The following is a 23,289-nucleotide window of genomic DNA, read 5'->3' on the forward strand; positions in this document are numbered from 1 at the left end:
GCCTCAGCGGTTGACCCGCTGGATCAGCTCCAGGCAGCGCTGGACATGGGCGCTGCCGTCCTGGGCGCGGCGGCTGAGGATGATGGGCGAGACCGCCTCCGGCTCCAGCACGTCGGCGTAGTCGATGTCGGCCCGGTGCTGCTGGCGCACCGAGGCCGGCACCAGGGCGACGCCCAGGCCCGCCGCCACCAGGCCGATGGCGGTTTGCAGTTCGTTGGCCCACTGCCCGACGCGCACCGCCAGGCCACGGTTGGCGAACAGCGCCAGCACGTGGTCGGCGTAGCTCGGGCGCGGGTTGGCGGGGTAGAGCACGAAGGGTTCGCCGGCGAGCTGCTGCAGCGACACCGGGCCCCCGAGCAGCCGGTGGCCGGCGGGCAGCACCGCCACCAGCGGGTCTTCCCGCAGCACCTGCTGGTGGATGGCCGGGTCGTCGAAGCGGATGCGCCCGAAGCCGATGTCGATGCGCCCGCTCTTCAGCGCCTCCACCTGCTGCAGGGTGGTCATTTCCTGCAGGCCCAGCTCCAGGTCCGGGTCCTGGCGCAGTTCGCGGATCAGCTCCGGCAGCACCGCATAGAGCGTGGAAGGGGCGAAGCCGATGCCCAGCCACTGGCGTTGCCCCTGGCCGATGCGCCGGGTGGTGTCGCAGAGGGCCTGCACCTGCTGCAGCAGGGCTGCGCTCTGTTCATGGAAGTAGCGGCCGGCCTCGGTCAGCCGCAGCGGTCGGCCGCGTTCCAGCAGCGGTGTGCCCAGCTCCTCCTCCAGTTGCTGGATCTGCCGGCTCAGCGGGGGCTGGGCGATGTGCAGGCGCTCGGCCGCGCGGGTGAAGTTGAGGGTGTCCGCTACGGCCTGGAAATAGCGCAGGTGCCTGAGTTCCACGATACCTCCCGGGTATGAAAGAAGAGGGAGATGATATTGGACCTGTCGTTCCCGCTGGCGCAATGTTCGTTCACCCAAACCCAGACTTGCAGGGTATCGAGCGAGCCGAACCCTGCGCCACGGAAGCACACCCATGAGCACCCCCCTGATCGAACGGCTGGACACCTGCATCGTCGACCTGCCGACCATCCGCCCGCACAAGCTGGCCATGCACACCCTGCAGCGGCAGACCCTGGTGATCCTGCGCCTGCGCTGCAGCGACGGCGTGGAGGGCATCGGCGAGTCCACCACCATCGGCGGGCTGTCCTACGGCTACGAGAGCCCGGAAGGGATGAAGGCCAACATCGACGCGCACCTGGCCCCGGCACTGATCGGCCAGCCGGCGGACAACATCAACGCCGCCATGCAGCGCCTGGACCGGGTGGCCAAGGGCAACACCTTCGCCAAGTCCGGCATCGAGACGGCCCTGCTGGACGCCCAGGGCAAGCGCCTCGGGCTGCCGGTCAGCGAGCTGCTCGGCGGCCGCGTGCGCGAGGGCCTGGAAGTGGCCTGGACGCTGGCCAGCGGCGACACCGGCCGCGACATCGAGGAGGCCGAGCGCATGCTCGACCTGCGCCGCCACCGCCTGTTCAAGCTGAAGATCGGCGCCAACCCCCTGGAGCAGGACCTGGCCCACGCGGTGGCCATCAAGCGCGCCCTGGGCGACCGCGCCAGCGTGCGGGTGGACGTCAACCAGCACTGGGACGAGTCCCAGGCGATCCGCGGTTGCCGGGTGCTCGGCGAGCACGGCATCGACCTCATCGAGCAGCCGATCCCGCGCTACAACCGCAGCGGCCAGGTGCGCCTGAACCGCTCCAGCCCGGCGCCGATCATGGCGGACGAGTCCATCGAGAGCGTCGAGGATGCCTTCAGCCTCGCAGCCGAGGGCGCCGCCAGCGTGTTCGCCCTGAAGATCGCCAAGAACGGCGGCCCCCGCGCCGTCCTGCGCACCGCCCAGATCGCCGAGGCGGCGGGCGTGGCGCTCTACGGCGGCACCATGCTCGAAGGGGCCATCGGCACCCTGGCCTCCGCCCACGCCTTCCTCACCCTGCGCCAGTTGACCTGGGGCACCGAGCTGTTCGGGCCGCTGCTGCTGACCGAGGAGATCGTCACCGAGCCCCCCGTCTACCGCGACTTCCAGCTGCAGGTGCCGCGCACCCCCGGCATCGGCCTGACCCTGGACGAGGAGCGCCTGGCGCGCTTCCGCCGTTCCTGACTCCGGAGGACCCCGACCATGCTGTTCCACGTGAAGATGACCGTCCGCCTGCCCGCCGACATGGACCCGGAACGGGCCGCCCGGCTCAAGGCCGACGAGAAGGCCCTGGCCCAGCGCCTGCAGCGCGAGGGCACCTGGCGCCACCTCTGGCGCATCGCCGGGCACTACGCCAACTACAGCGTGTTCGACGTGCCCAGCGTCGAAGCGCTGCACGACACCCTGATGCAACTGCCGCTGTTTCCCTACATGGACATCGAGATCGACGGACTCTGCCGCCACCCCTCGTCGATCCATGATGACGACCGCTGAGCCCCGAACGCCCTGAACAAGAACAATGAGGTGACCCCATGACCGTGAAGATTTCCCAGACTGCCGAACTCCAGCGTTTCTTCGAGCAGGCGGCCGGTTTCGGCAACGACGCCGGCAACCCGCGCCTCAAGCGCATCGTCCAGCGGGTGCTGCAGGATGGCGCCCGACTGATCGAAGAGCTGGCCATCACCGATGACGAGTTCTGGAAGGCCGTCGACTACCTCAACCGCCTGGGCGCCCGTGGCGAGGCCGGCCTGCTGGTGGCAGGGCTGGGCCTGGAGCGCTTCCTCGACATGCTGCAGGATGCCCGCGACGCCGAGGCCGGGCGTACCGGCGGCACCCCGCGCACCATCGAAGGCCCGCTCTACGTGGCCGGGGCGCCGCTGAGCGAGGGTTTCGCGCGGCTGGACGACGGCAGCGAAGACGGCGTGGGCATCCCGCTGTTCCTCGAAGGCACGGTGCGCGACACCGACGGCCGCCCGCTGGCCGGCGCGGTGGTGGACCTGTGGCACGCCAACACCAAGGGCCTGTATTCCTACTTCGACTCCAGCCAGTCCGAGTACAACCTGCGCCGCCGCATCGTCACCGACGCCGAGGGTCGCTACCGCGCCCGCAGCATCATCCCCTCCGGCTATGGCTGCGACCCCCAGGGCCCGACCCAGGAATGCCTCGACGGCCTCGGCCGGCACGGCCAGCGCCCCGCGCACATCCACTTCTTCATCTCGGCCGGCGGCCACCGCCACCTGACCACCCAGATCAACCTCGCCGGGGACCGCTACCTGTGGGACGACTTCGCCTACGCCACCCGCGAAGGCCTGGTGGGCGAGGTGACCCACCTGTCCAGCGGCAGCGCCCACGGCGTGGAAGGCCCCTGCGCCGAGTTGCAGTTCGACTTCGTGCTGCAGCCGGCCAGCCACAACCAGGACGAGCAGCGCAGCCAGCGCCCCCGCGCCCTGCAGGTGCCGGGCGCCTGAGCCTCGGGCACGCCCCGGTCGCGGTGACCGGGGCGTGCCGTCAAGGCACATCCGTGCAAGCCAGGCGGGCGGGCCCATGCTTGAATAGCCCGCTCAGCCACTGCCCGGATGCGCCCATGAACCGCAACGACCTCCGCCGCGTCGACATGAACCTGCTGGTGATCTTCGAAGCCCTGATGCTCGAACCCAACCTCACCCGGGTCGGCGAGAAGCTGTTCCTTTCCCAGTCCACCGTCAGCGCCGCCCTGGCGCGCCTGCGCGATCTGTTCGACGACCCGCTGCTGATCCGCAGCGGCCGGGGCATGGTGCCCACCAGCCGGGCCCAGGAGATCTTCGCCGAGCTGCGCCCGGCCATGGACGTGATCTCCGCCGCCGTCAGCCGGGCCAAGAGCTTCGACCCCGCCACCAGCACCAACGTGTTCCGCCTCGGGCTTTCCGACGACGCCGAGTTCGGCCTGTTCCCCGCGCTGCTCAACGCCCTCCAGGAAGAGGCGCCGAATATCGTGGTGGTGGTGCGCCGGGCCAACTTCCTGCTGATGCCGGCGCTGCTCGCCTCGGGGGAGATCACCGTCGGCGTCAGCTACACCACCGACCTGCCGGCCAACGCCAAGCGCCGCAAGCTGCGCGACATCGGCGTCAAGGTGCTGCGCGGCGACGACCGCCCCGGCCCGCTGACCCTGGACGACTACTGCGCCCGCCGCCATGTGATGGTGTCGTTCTCCGGCGACCTCTCCGGCAACATCGACCAGGACCTGGCGCGCATCGGCCGCAGCCGCCAGGTGGTGCTCGCGGTGCCCCAGTTCGGCAGCCTGCGGGCGCTGCTGCGGGGCACCGAGATGATCGCCACGGTGCCGGACTACGCCGCCTGCACCCTGGTGGACGACGGCAGCCTGCGCGCCGACGACGCCCCCTTCGAGGTGGACAAGGCCGAGCTGTCCATGGTCTGGAGCGGCGCCCACGACAACGACCCCGCCGAGCGCTGGCTGCGCGAGCGCATCCACCAGTTCATGTCCCGCGAGCTCTGAGCCGGCTCAGCCCGCGCGGCGCAGGCCCAGGGCGAGGAGGGCGGTCAGCAGGCTGACCCCGGCGATGGCGACGAAGGCCGCGTGGTAGCCCGCCAGGGTCGCCACCCCGGCATCCAGCCCGGTGGCCAGTACCTGGGCGCTGGTGTGGTGGGCCAGGCTGACGAACACCGCGATCCCCAGTGCGCCGCCCAGCTGCCGCGAGGTGTTGAGCAGGCCGGAGGCCAGCGCCGTGTCCGCCGGGGCGATCCCGGCGATGGCTGCGTGCACCGCTGTGGCCAGCATCAGTCCGACCCCGGTGCCCAGCAGCAGGGTCGGGCCCGCCACATGGCGCAGCAGGTCCACCTCCTTCGGCAGCCAGGCCAGCCCGAGAAAGCCCAGCGCCGCCAGCACCCCGCCGAGGCTGGGCAGGTGGCGTATTCCCTTTGCGGCGAGCCAGCGGGCACCCAGGGCGGCGCTGGCGATGGCCAGGCAGGTCGGCAGCATGGCAAGGCCGGTGTCGCGGGCGCCCAGGCCGGCCACCTCGTGCAGCGCCAGGGCCAGGAAATACAGCGATGCGGTGAGGGTGGCGCCCAGGCTCAGCAGCAACAGGTTGCCCAGCGCCACGTTGCGCTGGCGGAACAGGCCCAGGCGCACCAGCGGCTCGCGCACCTGCGCTTCGATGATCAGGAAGGCCACGCCCAGCAGCGCCGCCAGGCCCAGCGCCAGCAGCACCCTTGGCGCGCTCCAGCCCAGGCCGACGCTGCTCACCAGGGCGTAGACCAGGGCGCTGGCGGCACCGGTGACGGTCAGCGCGCCGCCCACGTCCAGCGGCTTGGAATTTGTCGGCAAGCCAGGCGCCAGGGTGCTTGAGGCGAGCACGAACAGGCCGATGCCCAGGGGCACGTTGACGAACATCACCCAGCGCCAGCTGGCGTAGGCCGTGAGCAGGCCGCCCAGCAGCACGCCGAAGGCCGCCGCCAGCGAGCCGGAGGCGGTCCACAGGGCGATGGCGCGATCCCGCCCGGCGCCCGGCCCGTGAGCGCCGACGATCACTGCCAGGGTCGAGGTGGCCAGCACCGCCGCGCCCGCACCCTGGAAGGCCCGCGCCGCCACCAGCAGCGCCGGACCCTGGGCCAGGCCGCCGACCAGGCTGGCCAGGCTGAACAGCGCCAGGCCGGCGCGCAGCACCCGGCGCCGGCCGAGGCGGTCGGCCAGCCGTGCGGCCAACAGCATCAGCCCGCCCAGGGCCACCAGGTAGGCGTCCACCACCCACTGGCGACTGCCCGCGTCCAGCCCCAGGTCCCGGGCCATGGAAGGGAGCGCGACGTTCACGATGGCGCCGTCCATCACCACCATGAAGGAGGCCAGGCAGGCGATCAGGGTGGCGAGCCAGAGGGGCGCGCCGGGGTTGAGCAGGGCCGTGGGCGCGGGCGCCCGCTGGCCGGTGGCGAGGGTGTTCATCGGTGTCTCCTGATGAGTCCGGAAATCCGGGGTTCGCCATCAGGATCGGGGCGAGGGCGCTTGTTCCGATAACCGCATCCGGACAAGCTATGTTGCAAACCTGCCACGCCGGAGATCGCCACCATCACTGAAGCCGACCTGACGGACCTGCTCGGCGGTCCGCTGCTCATCGCCCTGCGCGGCGGCCACGAGCCCGACCACGTCTTCCGCCTGGGCAACAAGGAAACCGACTGGCACCGCCACCAGCGCGGGCAGCTCACCTGCGTCGAGACGGGCCTGGTGCACGTGCGCACCGCCCGGGGCTCCTGGGTGCTGCCGCCGTACCGCGCCGCTTGGATGCCGCCAGGGGTGCCCCATTGGGCGAGCCTGAGCGGCGTGCTGTCCGGGTGGAGCGTGCTGATCGAACCCTCGGCCTGCGCGCGGTTGCCGGCCCATCCCCAGGTGATGGGCGTGGGCGAGGTGATGCGCGCGCTGGTCAGCCGTGCGGCCAGCTGGAACCCCCGCGAGGCGCTGACCCCCGAGCGCGAGCGTCTGGTGCAGGTGCTGTTGGACGAGATCGTCGCCGCACCCACCGAGCCGCTCCACCTGCCGATGCCCACCGACCGCCGGGTGCTGCCCATCGCCCGTGGGCTGCTGGCCAACCTGGCGGACACCCGCAGCCTGGAGGCCTGGGCCGAAACCGCTGGGCTGTCGCCGCGCACCGCCCGGCGCCTGTTCATCGCCGAGACCGGCATGGCCTTCGCCGAGTGGCGGCAGCAGGCGCGGCTGGTGCACGCCCTGGAGCGCCTGGCCCAGGGCGATGCGGTGGCGGTGGTGGCCGATGCCCTGGGCTACGCCTCACCGAGCAACTTCATCGCCATGTTCCGCAAGGCTTTCGGGCAGACACCGGCGCGCTATTTCGTCGAACGGCCGGGCGGCTGAAGGCCGGGCAGATGTGGATGGGATGAGTTCTCGCTTGGCACGGATTGCGCCGAAACGTAATCTTATTACGTTTCAAAACAGAGCCCGCCCATGCCCCTCACGCCCCACACCCGCCTGCAATCCATCGACGCCCTGCGGGGCCTCGTCATCCTCTTCATGTTGCTGGACCACGTCCGCGAGACCTTCTACCTGCACCACCAGGTGGGGGACCCGATGGACGTGGCCAGCACCGATCCGGCGCTGTTCCTCTGCCGCACCCTGGCGCACCTCTGCGCCCCGGTGTTCATCCTGCTGACCGGGTTGTCCGCCTACCTGTACGGCGAGAAGCACGACGGGCGCGCAGCGGTGTCGGCCTTCCTGTTCAAGCGCGGGCTGTTCCTGGTGGTGCTGGAGCTCACCCTGGTCAACTTCGCCTGGACCTTCCAGTGGCCGCCCAGCGTGATGTACCTGCAGGTGATCTGGGCCATCGGCCTGAGCATGCTGGCGCTCTCCGCGCTGGTCTGGCTGCCGCGCCCGGCGCTGGTGGCCCTCGGTCTGCTGCTGGTGGCCGGGCACAACCTGCTGGATGGCGTGCATGCCGAGCCCGGCACCTGGGCGCACATCCCCTGGGCGGTGCTGCATGACCGGGGCTGGATCGAGCTGGGCGAGGGCCTGCGCCTGCGCACCTCCTACCCGGTGCTGCCGTGGATCGGCGTGATCGCCCTGGGCTATGCCCTGGGGCCCTGGTTCGGCCGGGGCAGCCAGGCGGAGACGCGCCAGCACCGGCTGTGGGTGACCGGCGCGGCATGCCTGCTGCTCTTCGTGCTGCTGCGCCTGGTGAACGGCTACGGCGAACGGCCCTGGGTGCCGGGCGCCGACCTGACCCACACACTGATGGCCTTCTTCAACATCACCAAGTACCCGCCGTCGCTGCTGTTCCTGGCCCTCACGCTGGGGCTCGGCCTGTGGCTGCTGCGGGCCTTCGAGCGCATCGGCCAGGCGCGCCTGGTGCCGCTGCTGGCCACCTTCGGCGCCGCGCCGATGTTCTTCTACCTGCTGCACCTCTACGTGCTGAAGCTGCTCTACCTGGCGTGCCTGGCCATCTTCGGCGCCAACCAGGGCACGCTGTTCGGCTTCGACGGCACCTGGGCGCTGTGGCTGGCCAGCGCGGTGCTGGCGGTGGCGCTGTTCCCGCCGGTGCGCGCCTTCGCCCGGTTGAAGGCGCGGCGGCGCGACCTCGCCTGGCTGAAGTACTTCTAGCCGGGCGAGCAGGCGCCTTCGTCGGGGCGTTTCAGCAGCAGGCTGAGCTGCTTCGGCGGCTGGTGCACCAGGCCGTCGTCCGACTCGCAGACGCGCTGGATGAAGTTGTCGGTGAACAGCAGCTTGCCGTGCACGAAGTGCTCGCCAGGCCGCAGGTTGGGGTTGTCGATCCGCGTGCCGAGGCGCGCCGCCAGCCAGGCGCCGACCTCGTAGTGGCTGATCCAGCGTTCGCTGGCCAGCTGCTGCAGCGGTGCCTCCGGCGCTTCGCGGGCGATGACGATCACCGGCACGTCGCTGACCTCCGGCACCAGGTCGTTGTGGCCCCAGTGGCCGTCCTCGCCCAGGCGCTGGCCGTGGTCACCGGTGATCACCAGGTAGCGCTCGCCTTCGAGCCGGTCGAACGCCTCCAGCACCTCACCCAATAGCTCGTCCAGGTAGTGGATGGCGTTGTCGTAGGCGTTGGCCTGGTCGGCGGCGCTTTGGTCCGGCCAGGGTGCGACGCGGGCCTCGTGGCGGTAGTTGTTTGCGTAGGGCAGGTGCGCGGTGCGCAGGTTGAGCACCACGAAGTTGCGCGGCCCCCAGTGCTGCTGGGCCAGCAGCTCCAGCAGGGTGCGGTCCTGGCGCTGGAGGAAGCGCAGCGGGTGGTCCTCGCGGGTGATCGACACGTCCAGGTAGCGGCTGCCCAGGTGCGCCAGCAGCTTGGACTCCTGGGAGGAGATCCAGTGGGTGCGGAAGCCGGCTTCCCGGGCGAAGCGGAACAGGTTGACCTGGCCGGTGCGCAGCAGCGGGTCCTGGCCGGGTTCGCGGATGGGGTTGAGCAGGTACGGCAGGCTCACGTCGGTGGCCACGCCGGCCGCCACGCCAGGGCGCAGCAAGGCGTCGTGGTGGTCGCGCAGGTAGGCCTGCAGGCGCGGGGTGGTGTCGCGGTCGTAGCCGAACACGCCGAGCCGGTCGCTGCGCAGGGAGTCCGCCACCACCAGCCACACATGCCTGGCGCCGCTGGGCACGGCGCTCAGGCCGTAGGGCTGGAAGGGCGCCGGGGGCAGTTGCGCGTCCTCACGCAGGGCCAGGCGCACCGCCCAGGCGGAGAAGGCGTTCAGGCTGTTGTGCAGGCCGCTGCGGGCCGGGCTGGGGACGAAGGCGTCGAGGTTGCGGTAGGTGGCGCGGTAGGGCTTGGACAGCAGCACCACGGCGATCAGCAGCAGCGCCCAGCGGCTCGAAGGCAGGCCCAGGGCCGGGCGCACCTTGAGGTGCAGGAGCAGCAGCGCCGTGTAGGGCAGGCCGACGCACACCAGCACCGGCCAGTGCTGGGTGAAGCTGTACAGCGCGGTGTCGCGCACCTCGGCCGAGTCGTTGAGCAGGGCCTGGATGTCGATGGCGCTCAGCGGTTCGCCGAAGAAGCTGATGTTGGCCAGCTGCATCACCTGCATCAGCGCGAACAGCAGCAGGATGCCCGCCACCAGCAGCCGTTGGCCGCAGAGCCAGAGGGCGGCGCTGAACAGCCAGAGCACCGCCACGTAGCCCAGCTCCAGCTCGGCCCGGTTGCTGGGGGTGAACTGCTGCTGGAGGACGTCATCCGCCAGCAGCAGGCTGCAGCTCAGGGTGGCGAGCGCCGGCAGGGCCAGCCAGCGGCGCGTCGTCGGGCTGAGCATCAGTCTTCGACCTCGGTCTTCACAGCCTTGCCGCTCACCGGGTCGTGGTAGATCTCCACCTTGCGGCGGTCCTTGTCGTAGCCGTAGATCTCGTAGCAGTTGCCGTCGGTGACCTTGAACTTGCGGATCTCGTAGCCCTGCTCGCGCAGGCTGGCCTGGAAGCGCTCCGGGTTCTGCCAGGTACTGCGCTCGGCTTCGGTGCAGGTGGGGCCGGCAACGGCACTGGCGCTGGCCAGCAACAGGGTGGGAAGCAGCAGGTATCGCATGGGTGGGGCTCCTTTTCAGTGAGGGGCCCACCTTGTGGCGCGAAGCTTAACGAAGGCTTAGGGGGTAATGGCGCGTTACATTTGCCGGCTTTCCAAGCCGCAGCGAATTCCCATCATGACCGCCACCGAACGATGGAGAGCGCCCCATGCGCGTGCTGCTGGTCGAAGATGATGCCGCCCTGGCCCAGGGCATTCGCGTGGCCCTGCGCAAGGAGGGCTACACCCTCGACTGGGTGGCCGACGGCGTGGAGGCCGGCCATGCCTTGCGCAGCGAGGCCTTCGACCTGGTGCTGCTGGACCTGGGCCTGCCGCGCCAGGATGGCCTCACCCTGCTGCGCCAGCTGCGCAGCAGGCCGGAGACCCAGGTGCCGGTGCTGGTGCTCACCGCCCGCGACGGCAAGGCCGACCGCATCCAGGGGCTGGACGCCGGCGCCGACGACTACCTGGTCAAGCCGGTGGACCTGGACGAACTCAAGGCCCGCATCCGCGCCCTGCTGCGCCGTTGCCAGGGGCGAGCGCAGCCGCTGCTGGAACATGCCGGCGTCAGCCTCGACCCGGCGACCCAGGAGGTGCGCTACCACGGGCAGACGGTGGCGATGACGCCCATGGAATACCAGCTGCTGCACCAGTTGCTGGTGCGCCCTGGGGCGGTGGTCACTCGTGAGCGCCTCAGCCACACCCTCTACGGCTGGAACGAGAGCGGCCCCGGCAACACCCTCGAAGTACTGATCCACAACCTGCGCAAGAAGCTCGACAGCGGCCTGATCCGCACTGTGCGCGGGGTCGGTTACCTGGTGGAGCGCGCGCCATGATCGCCATCCGCACCCGCATCCTCGCGCCGACCCTGGCGCTGTTCCTGATCGGCAGCCTGGTGCTGGGCCTGCTGGCGGTGCGTGACAGCCACCGGGAAATCGAAGGCATCTACGACGCCCAACTGCTGCAGACCGCCCGCCTGCTGCAGGGCGTGCTGCGACAGCCGGGCCTGGAGCGCGCCGACTGGACGAGCCTGCGCCAGGCGCTGGACCAGGCCATGGAGCGCTCCGCAGAGGGCGTGCTGACCCACCCCTACGAGATCGACGTGGCCTTCCAGATCTGGTCCCGCGATGGCCGCCTGCTGCTGCGTTCCGACGACGCCCCGGCGCTGGAGAAACCCCCGGCGGTCGGCGTGCAGGATTTCATCGTCGACGGCCACGAATGGTGCGGCGTGCTGCTCGACGACGCCGAGCAGGGCCTGCTGATCTGGGTCGGCGAGCGCGACGACCTGCGCCAGGACCTGATCCAGCGCATCGTCCAGCATGCCTTGCTGCCCAGCTTGGTGGGGTTGCCGCTGCTGGCCCTGGTGATCTGGCAACTGCTGGGCTGGGGCCTACGCCCGCTGCAGCGCCTGGCGCGGCAACTGCGCGCCCGCCCGGTGGACAGCCTGGAACCCCTGGCACGCGGCCCGCTGCCGCCCGAGCTGGAGCCGGTGCGCAGCGCCCTGGACCGCCTGCTGCAGCAACTGCGCAACCTGCTGGAGCGCGAGCGGCGCTTCATCGCCGATGCCGCCCACGAGTTGCGCACGCCCCTGGCCATTCTCGACATCCACGCCCGCAACGCCCGTCAGGCCGACAACGACCAGGAGCGCGACGAGGCCCTGGCCTTCCTCCAGCAGGGCGTGGGCCGCGCCACCCGCATCGCCAGCCAGCTGCTCACCATGGCCCGCCTGGAGCCAGAGATCGACACCCGGCAGCCCGTGGACCTGCCGGCCCTGGTGCGCGAGGAGCTGGCGGAGCTGACGCCGCTGGCCCTGCGCCAGGACGTGGAGTTGGTGCTGGAAGGGGAGCCCGCGTGCCCGGTGCAGGGCGAGGAAGCCTCGCTGTCGATCCTGTTGCAGAACCTCATCAGCAATGCCCTGACCTTCACCCCGCCCGGCAGCGAGGTGCGGGTGCAGGTGGACGCCCTCGGCCAGGGCGTGCGCCTGCGGGTCCTGGACCAGGGGCCGGGGGCCAGCGAGGCCGAATTGGCGCGCCTCTGCGACCGTTTCTACAGCGCCGGCAACCCCCAGGGTGCGGGCCTGGGGCTGGCCATCGTGGAGATGATCAGCCGCCGCCTCGGCGCTTCGTTGCGCTTGAGCAACCGCGCCGAAGGCGGCTTCTGCGTGGAGTTGCTGTTCCCGCTGTTGGGCGGCGCGCGACCAGGGGCCCCGCTGGAGGGCCTGGCCGGGCGTCGCTGAGGTTCAGTCGACGCTCAGGGTGCCCCAGAAGGTGTCGGTGGATGAGTAGGGGTAGGTCTTGCCGTCGTATTGCAGGGTCTTCTTCACCGTGCGCAGCGGCTTGTCGTCGTCGTCGCTCACCTGGGCGGAGAGGATCAGGTCGGCGAACCCGTGGCTGATCTTCGGGCCGATGGCCAGGGTCATCCGCGCGTGCTCGGAGCGGAAGCGGTCGTTGTTCACGCAACTGGTGCCCTGCACGGTGATCCACTCCCGCAGGTAGCCGGTGAATACCGGGCGCAGGGTGGCGGCCTCGCCGGGGACGAACAGCGTCAGCTCGTCGAACTGGCCCGCGTCCGGGCAACTGGGCCCACGGGCCTGGCTGCTGATCACCACGCCGAAGGCACGCACGTCCTTGGCCAGGCGGTAGCGCGCGGTGTCCAGCCAGAGGCTGTCGGCGCTGATCTCCAGCAGGGCGTCTTCTTCCAGGTTGCCTTCATGGCGCTCCAGGATGCGCCCGCTGGCGCTGTCCACCCGTGCCACCAGCAGGTGCAGCAGGCGTTCACCGGGCGTGCTACCGCTGGCGTCGCTGTCGTAGGCCAGGGCCACCACGCTCTGCCGGGCGTCGTCCGGCCAGCGCTTGCAGGCGGCGGCCACCAGCGGGCCTTCGCTGTCGTAGCTCGGCTGTTGCCAGCCTTTCTGGCCCAGTTGCTGGGCGATGCCGTTCAGCAATGCGGGTTCACAGGGCTGTGCATCGCGGGCCCAGGCGGGGTTGGCCAAGCTGGCGGCGGCCGCCAGCAGCCAGGGCAGGGCGCGTAGCAGGGGGCGATGGAGGCGACGGTCCATGTGCGGGTGTCCTGAGTGGAGAGAAGGGTGGGGCATTCTAGCGCCCGGCGGGACTTGGCGGCGTACGCCGGTCAGCCGTCGAACACCTGGCAGCCGAAGTAGAACGTCCCGGGCGGCGACGCGCTGTCGGTGCCGACGAAGAAGGCATCCGGGAAGGGGGTGTCGTCGGAAGCCTGGCCGACTTCTTTGCGGTACTGCCCGCGTCCCCAGCCGCTGGTGTCCAGTTCATCCTTGGGCACGGGCTGCACGCCGGTCCTGCCGACGAAGGCTGCCAGGTCGCCGGTGGCTTGCGTGTAGAACACCGCGCCGCTGTCGCCCCGGTACCAGAGGGCGCTGATCGGCACGCCCAGCACCTCGACCGGTTGCGGCAGGCGGTACTCCAGGTCGATCAGGCCGTCTTCGTCATGGTCCACGGCGACGATGCCGTTGGCCTTGAACAGTGCCTTCACCGCATCGTCGCGGGCATCCAGCGGGGCCTGCTGGCAGGTCAGCGCCTTCTCCAGCGCACCGGCCACCTGGGCGTCCAGCGCGAAGGCGGGTGAGCTGGCCCAGAGCAGGGCGAGGAGGGCAATGGGATTCCTGGGCTTCACGGGACGGTCTCCTTGACGGTCAGCGGGCGGGCATTCTAGCGCGCCCATGGCCGCGTACCGTGATGCGCTGGGCGCTTCCGCATCGACCCCATCAGGCGGGGCCCCGACTGTTGCAGGTGAGGATCGGCCCCTTGCGCGCGGTTTGACGAAATGTTGATGAATGGAGGGCTAGCGTGACGGCTTTCCAACCCGAGGGTCACCCCATGCCGTTGCCTCACTCCACCGTCCCTGCCATGGCCTTCCTCCTGGCAGTGATGTTGTCACCCGCAGCAACGTCGGCCACCGCACAGCCGCCCGCCCAGGTCTTCGGCTGGATCGAGGAAGGGTTGCTGCTGCCGGAAAAGGCCTCCCTGAAGATCAAGCTGGACACCGGTGCGCTGACGTCCTCCATGGATGCGAAGGACCTCCAGCACTTCCAGAAGAACGGCGAGGACTGGGTGCGCTTCAAGGTGAAGGACAGCAACACCGGCAAGCCGGTGGCCATGGCGTTCGAGCGCCGCGTGGCGCGCAACGTCAAGGTCCGGGGCGCCGGGGGTGAGGAGCGGCGCCCGGTGGTCAAGCTGCGCATGTGCATCGGTAACCGCGTCTACAACGAGGAGTTCTCCCTGAAGGACCGCGGCAAGATGCTCTACCCGGTGCTCATCGGCCGCCACACGCTCCAGCATCTGGGCGCCGTGGACGTCTCCCGGACCTTCACCACCAAACCCCGCTGCGAGGGTGATAAGTCCGGGGGCTGAGAGGGGAGGTGGCGGCAAACAATCCACCGGGCTGTTCGGCAGATCGCTTGCCCACCACTGCGCTTAGGAGTGTGCGAGGTTCTGCCTGGCCCATTCCTCAGCCGTCGTCACGGGGATTCCTTGCTGCTCGTTGAACGTGCCTGGCTTCGGCCACGCGACACCCCGGCCTTGTGCGAACACCGCGCGGTATTTCTTGATGTGGTGGGTGGGGTCCTTCTCCAACTCCAGGATCAGATGCTCGACGGTCCACACGTTGCGTTTGAAAGGGCGCCCCAGCACTCGCTCGAGCATGCCCGCGACCTGCCCATAGGTAACGGTGTCGCCTGAGAGGTAGATGATCTGGTTGCGGAAGCGCGGCTCGAAGAAAACGATCTCGGCGGTCAGGGCACCGATATCATCCGGCGTCGTGAGCGTGACGCTGTTTTCGAGGCTGCCCAGTGCGTTCAGGGTGTCGTTTTCGAAGTCGACCACCTCGAACACCGGCTCGAAAAGGAAGCTGGTGAACATGCCCGTCGAAATGATCACCCACTCGGTTTTGTCCTGGGCGCGAAGCAGCTCGCGCACATCGAGTTGCGCATCGAACAGGTCCTGGGGGCTGCCCCGGCCGATCACTTCGAAGTCCACGCCAAACTGCCAGGGGAAATAGCGCTTCACGCCCGACTTCAGCGCTGCCGTCGCCAGTTTCATGGGTGTTTCACGGCCTGCGACCATGCCTGCGCACCCTATTACGGTGTCGAACCGTGCGAACACCTCAGCGAGTTGATCGATCGAGTCGTTCACCAGGTCTGCGGCGACCATCTGGATGCCCAGACTCCGCAGCTCATCGATCTCCACCTTCTTCTCGGGCACTTGGGTGTTGATGGTCGAGTCCCTCAGCAGGACGCTGATCTGGGAGCCGGGCGCGCGCTGCGCTACGCGCGCAAGATTGCGCAAAACGGGTAGGCCGAGTTCACCGGCGCCTAGAACGAGAATTGATTGGGGAGCAAGCTGTGCCACTTCGGTCATCTCCGAATTCGTTGTCGATAAGATGAGCAAATGCTTGCATGCTTCGGCAGCACCCGTAAGAAGGCACACGCGTGATACCAGGGGGAAGAAATGACCGATCAGGAAATACTTGGACAGGCGGAAATCATCTGCCAGACGCTCCGAGAAGACGACGATGGCGTCAGGCGGGAGGTGCTCGCCCACGCAGGCAGTCGCTGGTCATTGGGCATCCTGCACGCCCTGGGCGTGTACGGCACGATGCGCCACGCGGAGATAAAACGGCAGATGGCTGGCGTAACCCAGCGGATGCTGACGAAGACGCTGCGCTCCATGGAGCGGGATGGCCTGCTGACCCGACGCGAGTTCGACGAGATTCCGCCCCGTGTCGAATACGAGCTGACGCCACTGGGCATGGGCCTGCTGGTCCGCATGTCTCCTATCTGGACCTGGGTCGTCGAGAACGTCGAAGCGTTCCGCACGGCCCGTCGCGTCTTCGATAGCCAGGAGGGCAGGAAGCCTTCCTGGCAAGTTCCCGTACCAGCACTCCCTGAACGCGACCCCTCCGAGTAATCGCATCCATTTCTGTCTTCATCACTCCCTCGCCATCCAGCAACCGCTTTACACAGGGGGCGCTTAGTACAGCTGTACGAGTTGACCCTGCCGGGCGCCAGTCGATAGATTCCGGCCCTCTTCGCAGCGGGGCCCCTCGCCCCGCAGCCCTCACCGTGGCAAGGAACGGCCCGTCATGCACAAGATCACGCCCTTACTGCTCACCAGCGCCCTGGCATTCATCTGCCTGCCCAGCCACGCCGAGTACATCGAGCCCTTCAGCTGCAGGAACGGCTACTTCCCCTCCGAGGGCAAGTTCACCAAGCTCTACACCGTCGTGGGCAAGCACCAGACGCACTTCTTCAAGGACACCGAGGGCTGCCCCGAATCGGAGGGGTGCATGCAGAAGGCCTACGTCATCGAGGGCGATGAGGTGCTGGTCAACAAGATCGAAGGCGACTGGGCCTGTGCCTGGTACCAGGGCAAGAAGCGTGAAACCGTGGGCTGGATCGTGCTGGAGAACCTCGCACCGGCCGCCGACCCCGTGCCCCAATCCACCGACTGGCTGGGCACCTGGAAGACCCCGGCAAGCTCCATCACCATCGAACAGCAAGAGCAGGGCAATGGCCTGCACGTGACCGGTGATGCCATCTGGGGCACCGGCGCCAGCGCCCACGTCGGGGAGATCGACGGCACCCTCAAGCCAGAAGGCCGCTACGCAATGACCAAGGAAGGCGACGGCAAGTACGACTGTGCTGTGGAGTTCAGCCGGGTCGGCCGCTTCCTGATCGTGGATGACAACAACAATTGCGGCGGCATGAATGTGAGTTTTGATGGGGTTTACGTCAGGGAGTAGTGGGGCAAGGTGAGTGCACCGGTTCAGCGGGGGCAGGCGCCGTTTCACGTCCTGCCCGCGCGCTCTGATTGGCCGCTCGCACCCTGCGAGAACACCCTGATTGGATCGGAGAAGCCCCCCACTTCCCGAATGCCGGAGGGACGCAGGCCCTAAACGTTGAGCGCGTTCTGCTTGGCGGCCTGAACGATGAGTTGCGTTGTGACCCAGTGACACCTGCCACGGATCAGCGACTCTGGCCAGTGCATGGCAGCGTGTGGTCGGTCGGGCGTTACTGCTGATGTTTCTGGCATGGAGATTAAAGGCACTTCCAGTCCATTCGATTGCCGTTGATGTCGAGTAACGACGGTAGAGCTTGAGATGAGAAACAAGAGGTTCCTTGGTATTGCTGGGTATGGCGTGCCTACCTGTCCGGACCAATAAGCCCCAGTCGTGAATGGAGTGAATGACCTATTAGCTAGATACCTTTAGTGAATGTTTATCGTCTAGCTAAATAGTTCGGAATTTTAAAGGGGGTATACTGACTTTATTAAATATATTTTCGCATTGCCTCGTCTGGTAAATTTCTGATATTTATTTAGGCGGCTTAAAATTTCATGCAGAGTTTTGGTTTGGCTCTTATGGGTGGTTATTGTTTGGCTAAATCAGTGGTCGAAGGTGATCTGGCTCTACTTGTATGGGTTGGAAACTGCTCTATATCTGCCTTGTTCTAAAAATTTGTGCAAAATCTGAATGCGTTCCTTGTGTGTTGTGGTAGAGGTTGTCTGTTGGTGTCATATATTTTTCGTGTGCATGAATACAGTGTGTGCCATGCTTTTAGTTGGTGGATGCGTTTATCGACTGTGTAACTGTGCCTTCCCTGATTTTTTTATATGCTTGCCAGTCAAATTTACAGAGGAAATCTGCTGCGCAACTGGCTCCCTCTATGAATAGATCGATTTTATGTTTTTCGGACATTTCGAAGTCTAGCCAGTTAAATCCCTCTGCAGGAATCCATGTAACTAGCCTGCTGTAATCGGGGTTTCGATGAATGAAATCGTAGTCTAGGGTGTGTCTTGAGGCATTGAAAATTGCCCCGAGCAAATCCAAGGGGCCTTCAATTTTCTTTAGTCTTCTGTCTAGTTCCAGCTTTACTCCGAATGTGGGTGCTTTGGGTATGGCGCTGGGGTTGTGAAATATGTCAATAGGGAAGTTTGACATTATTCCTCCGTCCATAAAGAGCACTTGGTCCGGGAGTTTTCCTTCTTCCTCGATCAAGTACCCTGCCAGCTTCTCCCATCTGGCTTCAGCATTAATGTCTTTAGGGATGCCAGTTACTTTCATTGGATGGAAGAAAAATGGTATTGACATGGAGGCTCTGGCAAAGAGCGCTGGACTGATCTTGTTCACCTCTTTCCAGTAGAGCTCGGCCATTCGTGGGAGTTCTACTTTTGTTTCTGTGGTGACGTCGGCAGTGATTATTGCCAGTCTGAATATTTCGTCTACTTGTTTTTCCCAGGTCTCCCCGGATCTTAGTTTTAACTTGGGTGCGTCATGCATTCTGTCTTTTAGATCTGAATAGTTTTTTATCTGATTGGAGAGTAATATTTTTTGCAGCCACTCATAAAACGCAATTCCGGGGTTTAGGCCGAGGTCGTTTTTAAGGTTATCTATGGTCTGAATGGCTTTGAATGCTAATTTGAAATTTCCGACTCCATTGATCCAGCTTTCAATTAGCTCTTTGGAATCTGAGTCGCCATCAACAAAATCGTAGAAATTTTGGTTGGCCAGCAAATTTAGAAGCTTGTCGCCCTTAGGCTGATTGGGTTTTCCCAGTGCCGCTATGAGTAGTGCATTTATAGAGCCGGCGGAAGTTCCGCCCAAGCCCAAAAAACGAATTCCTGCACATTCTAAGGCATAGGTATAACCTACGAGAGCAATGCCAAGCATGCCGCCGCCTTCCATAACCAAATCTACATATTGATTTCCATCGTCGTCGAGTACGTCGCTGAAATGTTTGCTCTTACAATGGGTCTGGATTTTATCCAGGATGTCCAAGGTCCGTTTGTCTTCGAGGAATAAACTGATATCCATTTTTTTGCCTTTGTTTTTTTGCTGGGTAAGTAGAAGTGTAGCGTAGATCATTTTTTGGTTTTTTAAAGTTGGCTTTAGGTGTATCTATATTTCTTTGCGCTTAGTGGTCGTGACTTATGTATTGCAGAGAGGGTAATTGTTAATTTGGTGACACAGGGTAAAGGGTGTTCGATGGCTGTTTTGCACATTTGCTAGGTGATGCTAGAGTTCTTGAGATTTCCGAAAATTAAAAATTAATAAGAGGGTACGAGGTCGTGGTGATGGATTGAAATTTGCGCTGAGTGGTCAATAAGGTTGCAAATATAATTTTCATCTAATTGCTAATATTTAAATGGAGTGGGTATGAATTACTGGATTTTTCAGTGCAAGAAGGAAAAGTACGACATATCAAGTTCTGAGGTCTTGTTTTCTGGCATGACAGGGTGGTGGAAGGCAAATCAATATAGATCGGATATGTCGGTTGGTGATGTGGTGTTTTTTTGGCTTGCTGGAGATGCACAGTACAGAGGTATATATGGAAGGGGTGAAATAACATCTAAGCCATATCAGTGGCAAAGCGAGTCTAAAAAGGGATATTCGGTTGATGTGATATGTAGTAGGAGGCTTGATCAACCCATCTTGGCTACTGATGTAAAGAGCGTCAGAGATTTGGCTAATATCCAGATTTTAAATATGCCAATGGGAAGTAATTTTCTTTTAAGTAAGAGTGAAGGTTTGATCTTGGAGGAGTTGTTTGCAAAACGTGTGAAGGAGCAAGGTCATGAGCGTTGATCTCTCGAAGTGGCGAGAAATAATAGATGCCGCCAGTAAACCTCTTTCCTTGGTTGCGTTGATGTTGCTTGTGATTATGTCTTTGTTTTTGTTTAAAAAAGATTCTGGGTATGGTGTCGTTCAGTACGCGCTTCTGGCGGTCTGTGTATTGGGCGTTCTCTTTGTGGCGGTGTATGAGATGGCATCTAGAAAATCAGCGAGTGCTCGTGAGGTCGCGGCGCTGGCAGAAACTCTAGGGGAATGTGTCGCTAGGGCATCTCATGCTCATATCTCTAACTTGGAGATTCCTCAGGAAAGAGTGGAGGCATATGCCCGACTTGCAGCTTTCGTTAAAGGTAGGTCTGGAGTGACAAATGCTGAGTTTCGGAGCGTCGTTAGTGAAGCTATTGTTTTTTATGCGTACACTCAGGGCGGGTGTAGTAAGGCTGCAATTGATGCATATATGGATGAGCTTAACTCATAGCAAACTGCTAGAGATTTCGTGAAGGCTGCTTGAGTTCTGAGCCTGTTTTCTCAGCGGGTCTGTTAATGGGGTTTCTGATCAGAAATATCAATTTCTTATATAAAAACGCCGCACTCCCATGCGGCGTTTTTCATTTCTGCACTTTAGAAAAACCGCCTCCAACTCGGCCCATCCCCCAACAGCGGGTCGTCATGCACCGCCATGAAACGCGGCAAGTCCTGCCGGGCGATCCAGGTTTCGCTTTGCCAGTGCAGCGCGGCGATGCGCTGGTTGGCCCAAGTCATGAGAATGCGCCTCGGGCTGGCGTGCGGGTCGCGGTGGTAGTCGTGGAGGGTGGGGATCACTTCGTCGCTGAGCCATTGGCTGAGGGCGCAGTGCTCGGGGTGGCCGAAGCGGTAGAGGGCGCGGTAGAGGCCGGCTTCGCTGACCAATTCCACCTCTTCGCAGCGGCCTGTGCTGTAGCGCAGAAAAGCGAAGCGGAATTGGTGGGGGTAGAGGCGTTTGGTCAGGCGGTAGGGCCGGGTGGCGGCGATCATCAGGGCGAAGTCGAGGGCGACGAACCAGGGGCGGTTGTCGATCATGACGGCGCGCAGTTGGTGGCAGTGGCGTTGGAAGGTGATGGGGGTAAATGCGTCATGCATGGCGAAGTTCCAATTAAGGTCCATTTGCTTACCGTCAGTTAGGCCAGCCGAGCCGATTACGGCTTTGCGGGTTTGGCTGAAGGCAACTCGCCTACTAATTCGGGCTGTCAACCCCGGCCACGGGATTGACCGTGACCGGCGCAGGATAGGGATGGGCAGGTGCGAGGGCAAGAGGTTCGGGCGATGCCGTTCGCGGCGTAGCCCGGACTTCAGTCCGGGAGCGGGTTCCCTGGGCTGAAGCCCAGGCTACGGGGTCCGGGGGGCTTGGGTGTTGTGGGGCGGGGTGTTGTTGGTGTAGCCCGGACTTCAGTCCGGGAGCGGGTTCCCTGGGCTGAAGCCCAGGCTACGGGGTCCGGGGGGCTTGTGTGTTGTGGGGGCGGGGTGTTGGTGGTGTAGCTCGGACTTCAGTCCGGGAGTGGGTTTCCTGGGCTGAAGCCCAGGCTACGGGGCCGGGGGCTTGGGTGTTGTTGGGGGCGGGGTGTTGGTGGTGTAGCTCGGACTTCAGTCCGGGAGCGGGTTCCCTGGGCTGAAGCCCAGGCTACGGGGGCCTGGGCGCTGCGGAGGGGCGGTCAGTGCGGGGCGCGGCGGATGGTCTTGAGCAGGTCGTCGGGGCTGATCTGGCCGACCACCTGGGACGCGGCGCTGCCGGGCTGGGGCAGGTCGAGGATGTGGCTCTTCATCTTGCCGATGACGTGCATTTCGCAGGGTTTGCAGTCGAACTTCAGGGTCAGCACTTCATCGCCGTGCACCAGCTGCATCGGCGCGACCTTGGTGCGCACGCCGGTGACGCCCTTGGCCTGCTTGGGGCAGAGGTTGAAGGAGAAGCGCAGGCAGTGCTTGGTGATCATCACCGGTACTTCGCCTGCTTCCTCGTGGGCTTCGTAGGCGGCGTCGATCAGCTGCACGCCGTGGCGGTGGTAGAAGTCCCGCGCCTTCTGGTTGTAGACGTTGTAAAGGAACGACAGGTGCGCCTCGGGGTACACCGGCGGCGGGTTGGTTTCGGCCTTGCGACCGCCACGGGGGTGGGCGGCGACGCGGGCTTCGGTGAGCTTCTCGATGGCTTCGCGGCGTAGGGCCTTGAGCTGGGAGTTGGGGATGAAGAAGGCCTGAGGCGCGGCCAGCTCCACGGCGTCGGCGTGGTACATCGTGGTGCCCAGCTGGCCGAGCAGGTCGTGCAGTTGCTCCAGGGCCTGCTCGGGCTTGTTGGCAGCGCCGAAGGGGCCGTCCAGGGCGACGCTGGCGCTGACGCCTTCCTCGCTGGTGGCGGTCAGTTCCAGGCGCTCTTCACGCAGCTTGGCAACCCAGGAGAGGCCGACGCGGCGCTCGGAGGAGGTCTTCTGCAGGGCCTGTTGCCAGTTGTGGTCGAGGTTGCGCGAGAGCGGGTGGTTGGGGCGCAGGCGGAACAGGCCCTCGGGCATCTCGTTGGGCTCGACGCGGTAGCGGTAGCGCTTCTCGCCGTCTTCCTCGAACTCGCCCTTGGGCTCGGCGATGTTGGCGCGGAAGCCCACCACTTCACGCTTGACCAACACATTGAGGCCGTCGCCGTTGGACAGCGGCTCCTGGGTCACCACCAGCAGGTCGCGCTTGTTGACCTTCTCCACATGGCCCACCAGCAGGCCGGTGAAGGTGGGGGAGTCGAAGGCGCCGATGTCGATCTTGCGGTCGGTGACGAAGTAGTCGGTGCTGCCACGGTGGAAGGTCTTGTCCGGGTCGGGCACGAAGAAGTGGTCGGTGCGGCCGCTGGAGGCGCGGGCCAGGTCCGGGCGGTTTTCGAGGATGCCGTCCAGGCGCTGGCGGTAGTAGGCGGTGATGTTCTTCACGTAGCCCATGTCCTTGTAGCGCCCTTCGATCTTGAAGGAGCGCACGCCGGCATCCACCAGGGCGCTGAGGTTGGCGCTCTGGTTGTTGTCCTTCATGGACAGCAGGTGCTTCTCGAAGGCGACAACACGGCCCTGGTCATCCTTCAGGGTGTAGGGCAGGCGGCAGGCCTGGGAGCAGTCGCCCCGGTTGGCGCTGCGGCCGGTCTGGGCGTGGGAGATGTTGCACTGGCCGGAGAAGGCCACGCACAGCGCGCCATGGATGAAGAACTCGATGGCGGCGTCGGTCTCGTCGGCGATGGCGCGGATCTGCTGCAGGTTCAGCTCGCGGGCCAGCACCAGCTGGGAGAAGCCGGCCTGGTCGAGGAACTTGGCCCGCTCCAGGGTGCGGATGTCGGTCTGGGTGCTGGCGTGCAGCTCGATCGGCGGGATGTCCAGGTCCATCACGCCCATGTCCTGGACGATCAGCGCGTCGACGCCAGCGTCGTACAGCTGGTGGATCAGCGCGCGGGCCGGCTCCAGCTCGTCGTCGTGGAGGATGGTGTTGATGGTGACGAACACGCGGGCGTGGAAGCGGTGGGCGAACTCCACCAGCTGGGCGATATCGGCCACCTCGTTGCAGGCGTTGTGCCGCGCGCCGAAGCTCGGCCCGCCGATGTAGACGGCGTCGGCGCCATGCAGGATGGCCTCGCGGGCGATGTGCACGTCACGGGCGGGGCTGAGCAGTTCGAGGTGGTGCTTGGGCAAGGACATGGTGTTTTTTCTTTATCAGGCGACACGGGCAAGGCGCGCATTGTAGCGGCAGCCCGTGGCGCCGGCA

24 protein-coding genes are annotated in these 23,289 nt (G+C 65.1%); 13 read left to right on the forward strand and 11 right to left on the reverse strand.

Annotation, left to right across the window (positions count from 1 at the left end; genetic code table 11):
* Positions 1-3: 3 nt before the first annotated feature.
* On the reverse strand, positions 4-876 hold the full coding sequence (locus BM198_RS15590; protein WP_074971138.1) for a LysR family transcriptional regulator: 873 nt from the start codon (positions 874-876) through the stop codon (positions 4-6).
* 133 nt (positions 877-1,009) lie between these two features.
* Here BM198_RS15590 and BM198_RS15595 point away from each other — a divergent pair, with 133 nt between their 5' ends.
* From BM198_RS15595 to BM198_RS15610, 4 genes are all read left to right on the forward strand, one after another.
* Entirely contained in the window at positions 1,010-2,131 is a 1,122-nt protein-coding gene (locus BM198_RS15595) for a muconate cycloisomerase family protein (protein ID WP_044407723.1), read from the forward strand.
* An 18-nt stretch (positions 2,132-2,149) separates the two neighbouring features.
* Entirely contained in the window at positions 2,150-2,440 is a 291-nt protein-coding gene (gene catC / locus BM198_RS15600; RefSeq protein ID WP_074971140.1) for a muconolactone Delta-isomerase, read from the forward strand.
* A gap of 38 nt (positions 2,441-2,478) precedes the next feature.
* Entirely contained in the window at positions 2,479-3,414 is a 936-nt protein-coding gene (gene catA / locus BM198_RS15605) for a catechol 1,2-dioxygenase (protein WP_074971142.1), read from the forward strand.
* Positions 3,415-3,530: 116 nt separating this feature from the next.
* The gene (locus tag BM198_RS15610) at positions 3,531-4,439 is read left to right on the forward strand and encodes a LysR family transcriptional regulator (protein WP_074971144.1); all 909 of its coding nucleotides are present in this window, start codon (positions 3,531-3,533) and stop codon (positions 4,437-4,439) included.
* Between the two features lie 6 nt (positions 4,440-4,445).
* Here the strand turns inward: BM198_RS15610 and BM198_RS15615 are convergent, their stop codons facing one another.
* Together BM198_RS15615 and BM198_RS30475 are read right to left on the reverse strand one after the other, a co-directional pair.
* Positions 4,446-5,879 (reverse strand): MFS transporter, encoded by a 1,434-nt coding sequence (locus BM198_RS15615; protein WP_074971146.1) that lies wholly within the window; start codon positions 5,877-5,879, stop codon positions 4,446-4,448.
* Between the two features lie 87 nt (positions 5,880-5,966).
* Positions 5,967-6,164, reverse strand: a complete 198-nt coding sequence (locus tag BM198_RS30475) for a hypothetical protein (RefSeq protein ID WP_244165699.1) — start codon at positions 6,162-6,164, stop codon at positions 5,967-5,969.
* Between BM198_RS30475 and BM198_RS15620 the strand changes: the two genes are divergently transcribed.
* Both BM198_RS15620 and BM198_RS15625 read left to right on the forward strand, forming a co-directional pair.
* Complete coding sequence (locus BM198_RS15620; RefSeq protein ID WP_244165700.1) at positions 6,159-6,800, forward strand: helix-turn-helix domain-containing protein; 642 nt, start codon at positions 6,159-6,161, stop codon at positions 6,798-6,800. The genes BM198_RS30475 and BM198_RS15620 overlap by 6 nt on opposite strands.
* A 90-nt stretch (positions 6,801-6,890) precedes the next feature.
* Positions 6,891-8,039 carry an acetyltransferase domain-containing protein gene (locus tag BM198_RS15625; RefSeq protein WP_074971150.1) on the forward strand — a complete coding sequence of 383 codons (1,149 nt, stop codon included), beginning with the start codon at positions 6,891-6,893 and terminating at the stop codon, positions 8,037-8,039.
* On the opposite strand, the gene BM198_RS15630 is transcribed toward BM198_RS15625, so the two are convergent.
* Both BM198_RS15630 and BM198_RS15635 read right to left on the reverse strand, forming a co-directional pair.
* Positions 8,036-9,691: a phosphoethanolamine transferase gene (locus tag BM198_RS15630; RefSeq protein WP_074971152.1), complete on the reverse strand. Its 1,656-nt coding sequence runs from the start codon at positions 9,689-9,691 to the stop codon at positions 8,036-8,038. The genes BM198_RS15625 and BM198_RS15630 overlap by 4 nt on opposite strands.
* A complete protein-coding gene (locus tag BM198_RS15635; RefSeq protein ID WP_074971154.1) occupies positions 9,691-9,957 on the reverse strand; it encodes a PepSY domain-containing protein in 267 nt (88 codons plus the stop codon). The genes BM198_RS15630 and BM198_RS15635 overlap by 1 nt, the downstream gene beginning before the upstream one ends.
* Positions 9,958-10,103: 146 nt before the next feature.
* Here BM198_RS15635 and BM198_RS15640 point away from each other — a divergent pair, with 146 nt between their 5' ends.
* Together BM198_RS15640 and BM198_RS15645 are read left to right on the forward strand one after the other, a co-directional pair.
* Positions 10,104-10,769 (forward strand): response regulator, encoded by a 666-nt coding sequence (locus BM198_RS15640; RefSeq protein WP_044407692.1) that lies wholly within the window; start codon positions 10,104-10,106, stop codon positions 10,767-10,769.
* The gene (locus BM198_RS15645; protein WP_074971156.1) at positions 10,766-12,169 is read left to right on the forward strand and encodes an ATP-binding protein; all 1,404 of its coding nucleotides are present in this window, start codon (positions 10,766-10,768) and stop codon (positions 12,167-12,169) included. Before BM198_RS15640 ends, BM198_RS15645 begins: the two co-directional genes overlap by 4 nt.
* 3 nt (positions 12,170-12,172) lie before the next feature.
* Here BM198_RS15645 and BM198_RS15650 read toward each other — a convergent pair whose 3' ends face one another.
* On the reverse strand, positions 12,173-12,991 hold the full coding sequence (locus BM198_RS15650) for a PA3715 family protein (protein WP_074971158.1): 819 nt from the start codon (positions 12,989-12,991) through the stop codon (positions 12,173-12,175).
* Positions 12,992-13,062: 71 nt separating this feature from the next.
* The gene (locus tag BM198_RS15655; protein ID WP_074971160.1) at positions 13,063-13,581 is read right to left on the reverse strand and encodes a hypothetical protein; all 519 of its coding nucleotides are present in this window, start codon (positions 13,579-13,581) and stop codon (positions 13,063-13,065) included.
* Positions 13,582-13,835: 254 nt separating this feature from the next.
* Here BM198_RS15655 and rloA3 point away from each other — a divergent pair, with 254 nt between their 5' ends.
* Positions 13,836-14,318 (forward strand): retropepsin-like aspartic peptidase RloA3, encoded by a 483-nt coding sequence (rloA3, locus tag BM198_RS15660; RefSeq protein ID WP_244165705.1) that lies wholly within the window; start codon positions 13,836-13,838, stop codon positions 14,316-14,318.
* A gap of 63 nt (positions 14,319-14,381) precedes the next feature.
* On the opposite strand, the gene BM198_RS15665 is transcribed toward rloA3, so the two are convergent.
* On the reverse strand, positions 14,382-15,323 hold the full coding sequence (locus tag BM198_RS15665) for an aromatic alcohol reductase (RefSeq protein WP_074971164.1): 942 nt from the start codon (positions 15,321-15,323) through the stop codon (positions 14,382-14,384).
* A 90-nt stretch (positions 15,324-15,413) separates the two neighbouring features.
* On the opposite strand from BM198_RS15665, the gene BM198_RS15670 reads away from it, so the two are divergent.
* Both BM198_RS15670 and BM198_RS15675 read left to right on the forward strand, forming a co-directional pair.
* Positions 15,414-15,872 carry a winged helix-turn-helix transcriptional regulator gene (locus tag BM198_RS15670; protein WP_074971166.1) on the forward strand — a complete coding sequence of 153 codons (459 nt, stop codon included), beginning with the start codon at positions 15,414-15,416 and terminating at the stop codon, positions 15,870-15,872.
* Between the two features lie 175 nt (positions 15,873-16,047).
* Entirely contained in the window at positions 16,048-16,707 is a 660-nt protein-coding gene (locus BM198_RS15675) for a hypothetical protein (RefSeq protein WP_074971168.1), read from the forward strand.
* A gap of 813 nt (positions 16,708-17,520) precedes the next feature.
* Here the strand turns inward: BM198_RS15675 and BM198_RS15680 are convergent.
* Positions 17,521-18,828, reverse strand: a complete 1,308-nt coding sequence (locus BM198_RS15680) for a patatin-like phospholipase family protein (protein WP_083422392.1) — start codon at positions 18,826-18,828, stop codon at positions 17,521-17,523.
* A gap of 291 nt (positions 18,829-19,119) precedes the next feature.
* Between BM198_RS15680 and BM198_RS15685 the strand changes: the two genes are divergently transcribed.
* Entirely contained in the window at positions 19,120-19,548 is a 429-nt protein-coding gene (locus tag BM198_RS15685) for an EVE domain-containing protein (protein ID WP_074971172.1), read from the forward strand.
* Positions 19,538-20,011 (forward strand): hypothetical protein, encoded by a 474-nt coding sequence (locus BM198_RS29660; RefSeq protein WP_139233630.1) that lies wholly within the window; start codon positions 19,538-19,540, stop codon positions 20,009-20,011. Before BM198_RS15685 ends, BM198_RS29660 begins: the two co-directional genes overlap by 11 nt.
* 143 nt (positions 20,012-20,154) lie before the next feature.
* Here BM198_RS29660 and BM198_RS15690 read toward each other — a convergent pair whose 3' ends face one another.
* Complete coding sequence (locus BM198_RS15690; RefSeq protein WP_074971174.1) at positions 20,155-20,652, reverse strand: BRO-N domain-containing protein; 498 nt, start codon at positions 20,650-20,652, stop codon at positions 20,155-20,157.
* A gap of 569 nt (positions 20,653-21,221) precedes the next feature.
* Positions 21,222-23,222, reverse strand: coding sequence for a peptidase U32 family protein (locus BM198_RS15695; protein WP_074971176.1), 2,001 nt, complete (start codon positions 23,220-23,222; stop codon positions 21,222-21,224).
* Positions 23,223-23,289 lie beyond the last annotated feature (67 nt).

Source organism: Metapseudomonas otitidis (genome assembly GCF_900111835.1).
GTDB lineage: Bacteria > Pseudomonadota > Gammaproteobacteria > Pseudomonadales > Pseudomonadaceae > Metapseudomonas > Metapseudomonas otitidis.

Excerpts from the sequence above, each read along its gene's own strand:
- BM198_RS15640 (WP_044407692.1), top strand. The coding sequence starts at position 10,104 with ATGCGCGTGCTGCTGGTCGAAGATGATGCCGCCCTGGCCCAGGGCATT.
- BM198_RS15615 (WP_074971146.1), bottom strand. The coding sequence starts at position 5,879 with ATGAACACCCTCGCCACCGGCCAGCGGGCGCCCGCGCCCACGGCCCTG.
- BM198_RS15650 (WP_074971158.1), bottom strand. The coding sequence starts at position 12,991 with ATGGACCGTCGCCTCCATCGCCCCCTGCTACGCGCCCTGCCCTGGCTG.
- BM198_RS15695 (WP_074971176.1), bottom strand. The coding sequence starts at position 23,222 with ATGTCCTTGCCCAAGCACCACCTCGAACTGCTCAGCCCCGCCCGTGAC.
- catA (WP_074971142.1), top strand. The coding sequence starts at position 2,479 with ATGACCGTGAAGATTTCCCAGACTGCCGAACTCCAGCGTTTCTTCGAG.
- BM198_RS15675 (WP_074971168.1), top strand. The coding sequence starts at position 16,048 with ATGCACAAGATCACGCCCTTACTGCTCACCAGCGCCCTGGCATTCATC.
- BM198_RS15630 (WP_074971152.1), bottom strand. The coding sequence starts at position 9,691 with ATGCTCAGCCCGACGACGCGCCGCTGGCTGGCCCTGCCGGCGCTCGCC.
- BM198_RS15670 (WP_074971166.1), top strand. The coding sequence starts at position 15,414 with ATGACCGATCAGGAAATACTTGGACAGGCGGAAATCATCTGCCAGACG.
- catC (WP_074971140.1), top strand. The coding sequence starts at position 2,150 with ATGCTGTTCCACGTGAAGATGACCGTCCGCCTGCCCGCCGACATGGAC.
- BM198_RS15680 (WP_083422392.1), bottom strand. The coding sequence starts at position 18,828 with ATGATCTACGCTACACTTCTACTTACCCAGCAAAAAAACAAAGGCAAA.
- BM198_RS15690 (WP_074971174.1), bottom strand. The coding sequence starts at position 20,652 with ATGCATGACGCATTTACCCCCATCACCTTCCAACGCCACTGCCACCAA.
- BM198_RS15610 (WP_074971144.1), top strand. The coding sequence starts at position 3,531 with ATGAACCGCAACGACCTCCGCCGCGTCGACATGAACCTGCTGGTGATC.
- BM198_RS29660 (WP_139233630.1), top strand. The coding sequence starts at position 19,538 with ATGAGCGTTGATCTCTCGAAGTGGCGAGAAATAATAGATGCCGCCAGT.
- BM198_RS15635 (WP_074971154.1), bottom strand. The coding sequence starts at position 9,957 with ATGCGATACCTGCTGCTTCCCACCCTGTTGCTGGCCAGCGCCAGTGCC.
- BM198_RS15625 (WP_074971150.1), top strand. The coding sequence starts at position 6,891 with ATGCCCCTCACGCCCCACACCCGCCTGCAATCCATCGACGCCCTGCGG.
- BM198_RS15645 (WP_074971156.1), top strand. The coding sequence starts at position 10,766 with ATGATCGCCATCCGCACCCGCATCCTCGCGCCGACCCTGGCGCTGTTC.
- BM198_RS15665 (WP_074971164.1), bottom strand. The coding sequence starts at position 15,323 with ATGACCGAAGTGGCACAGCTTGCTCCCCAATCAATTCTCGTTCTAGGC.
- BM198_RS15595 (WP_044407723.1), top strand. The coding sequence starts at position 1,010 with ATGAGCACCCCCCTGATCGAACGGCTGGACACCTGCATCGTCGACCTG.
- BM198_RS15685 (WP_074971172.1), top strand. The coding sequence starts at position 19,120 with ATGAATTACTGGATTTTTCAGTGCAAGAAGGAAAAGTACGACATATCA.
- rloA3 (WP_244165705.1), top strand. The coding sequence starts at position 13,836 with ATGTTGTCACCCGCAGCAACGTCGGCCACCGCACAGCCGCCCGCCCAG.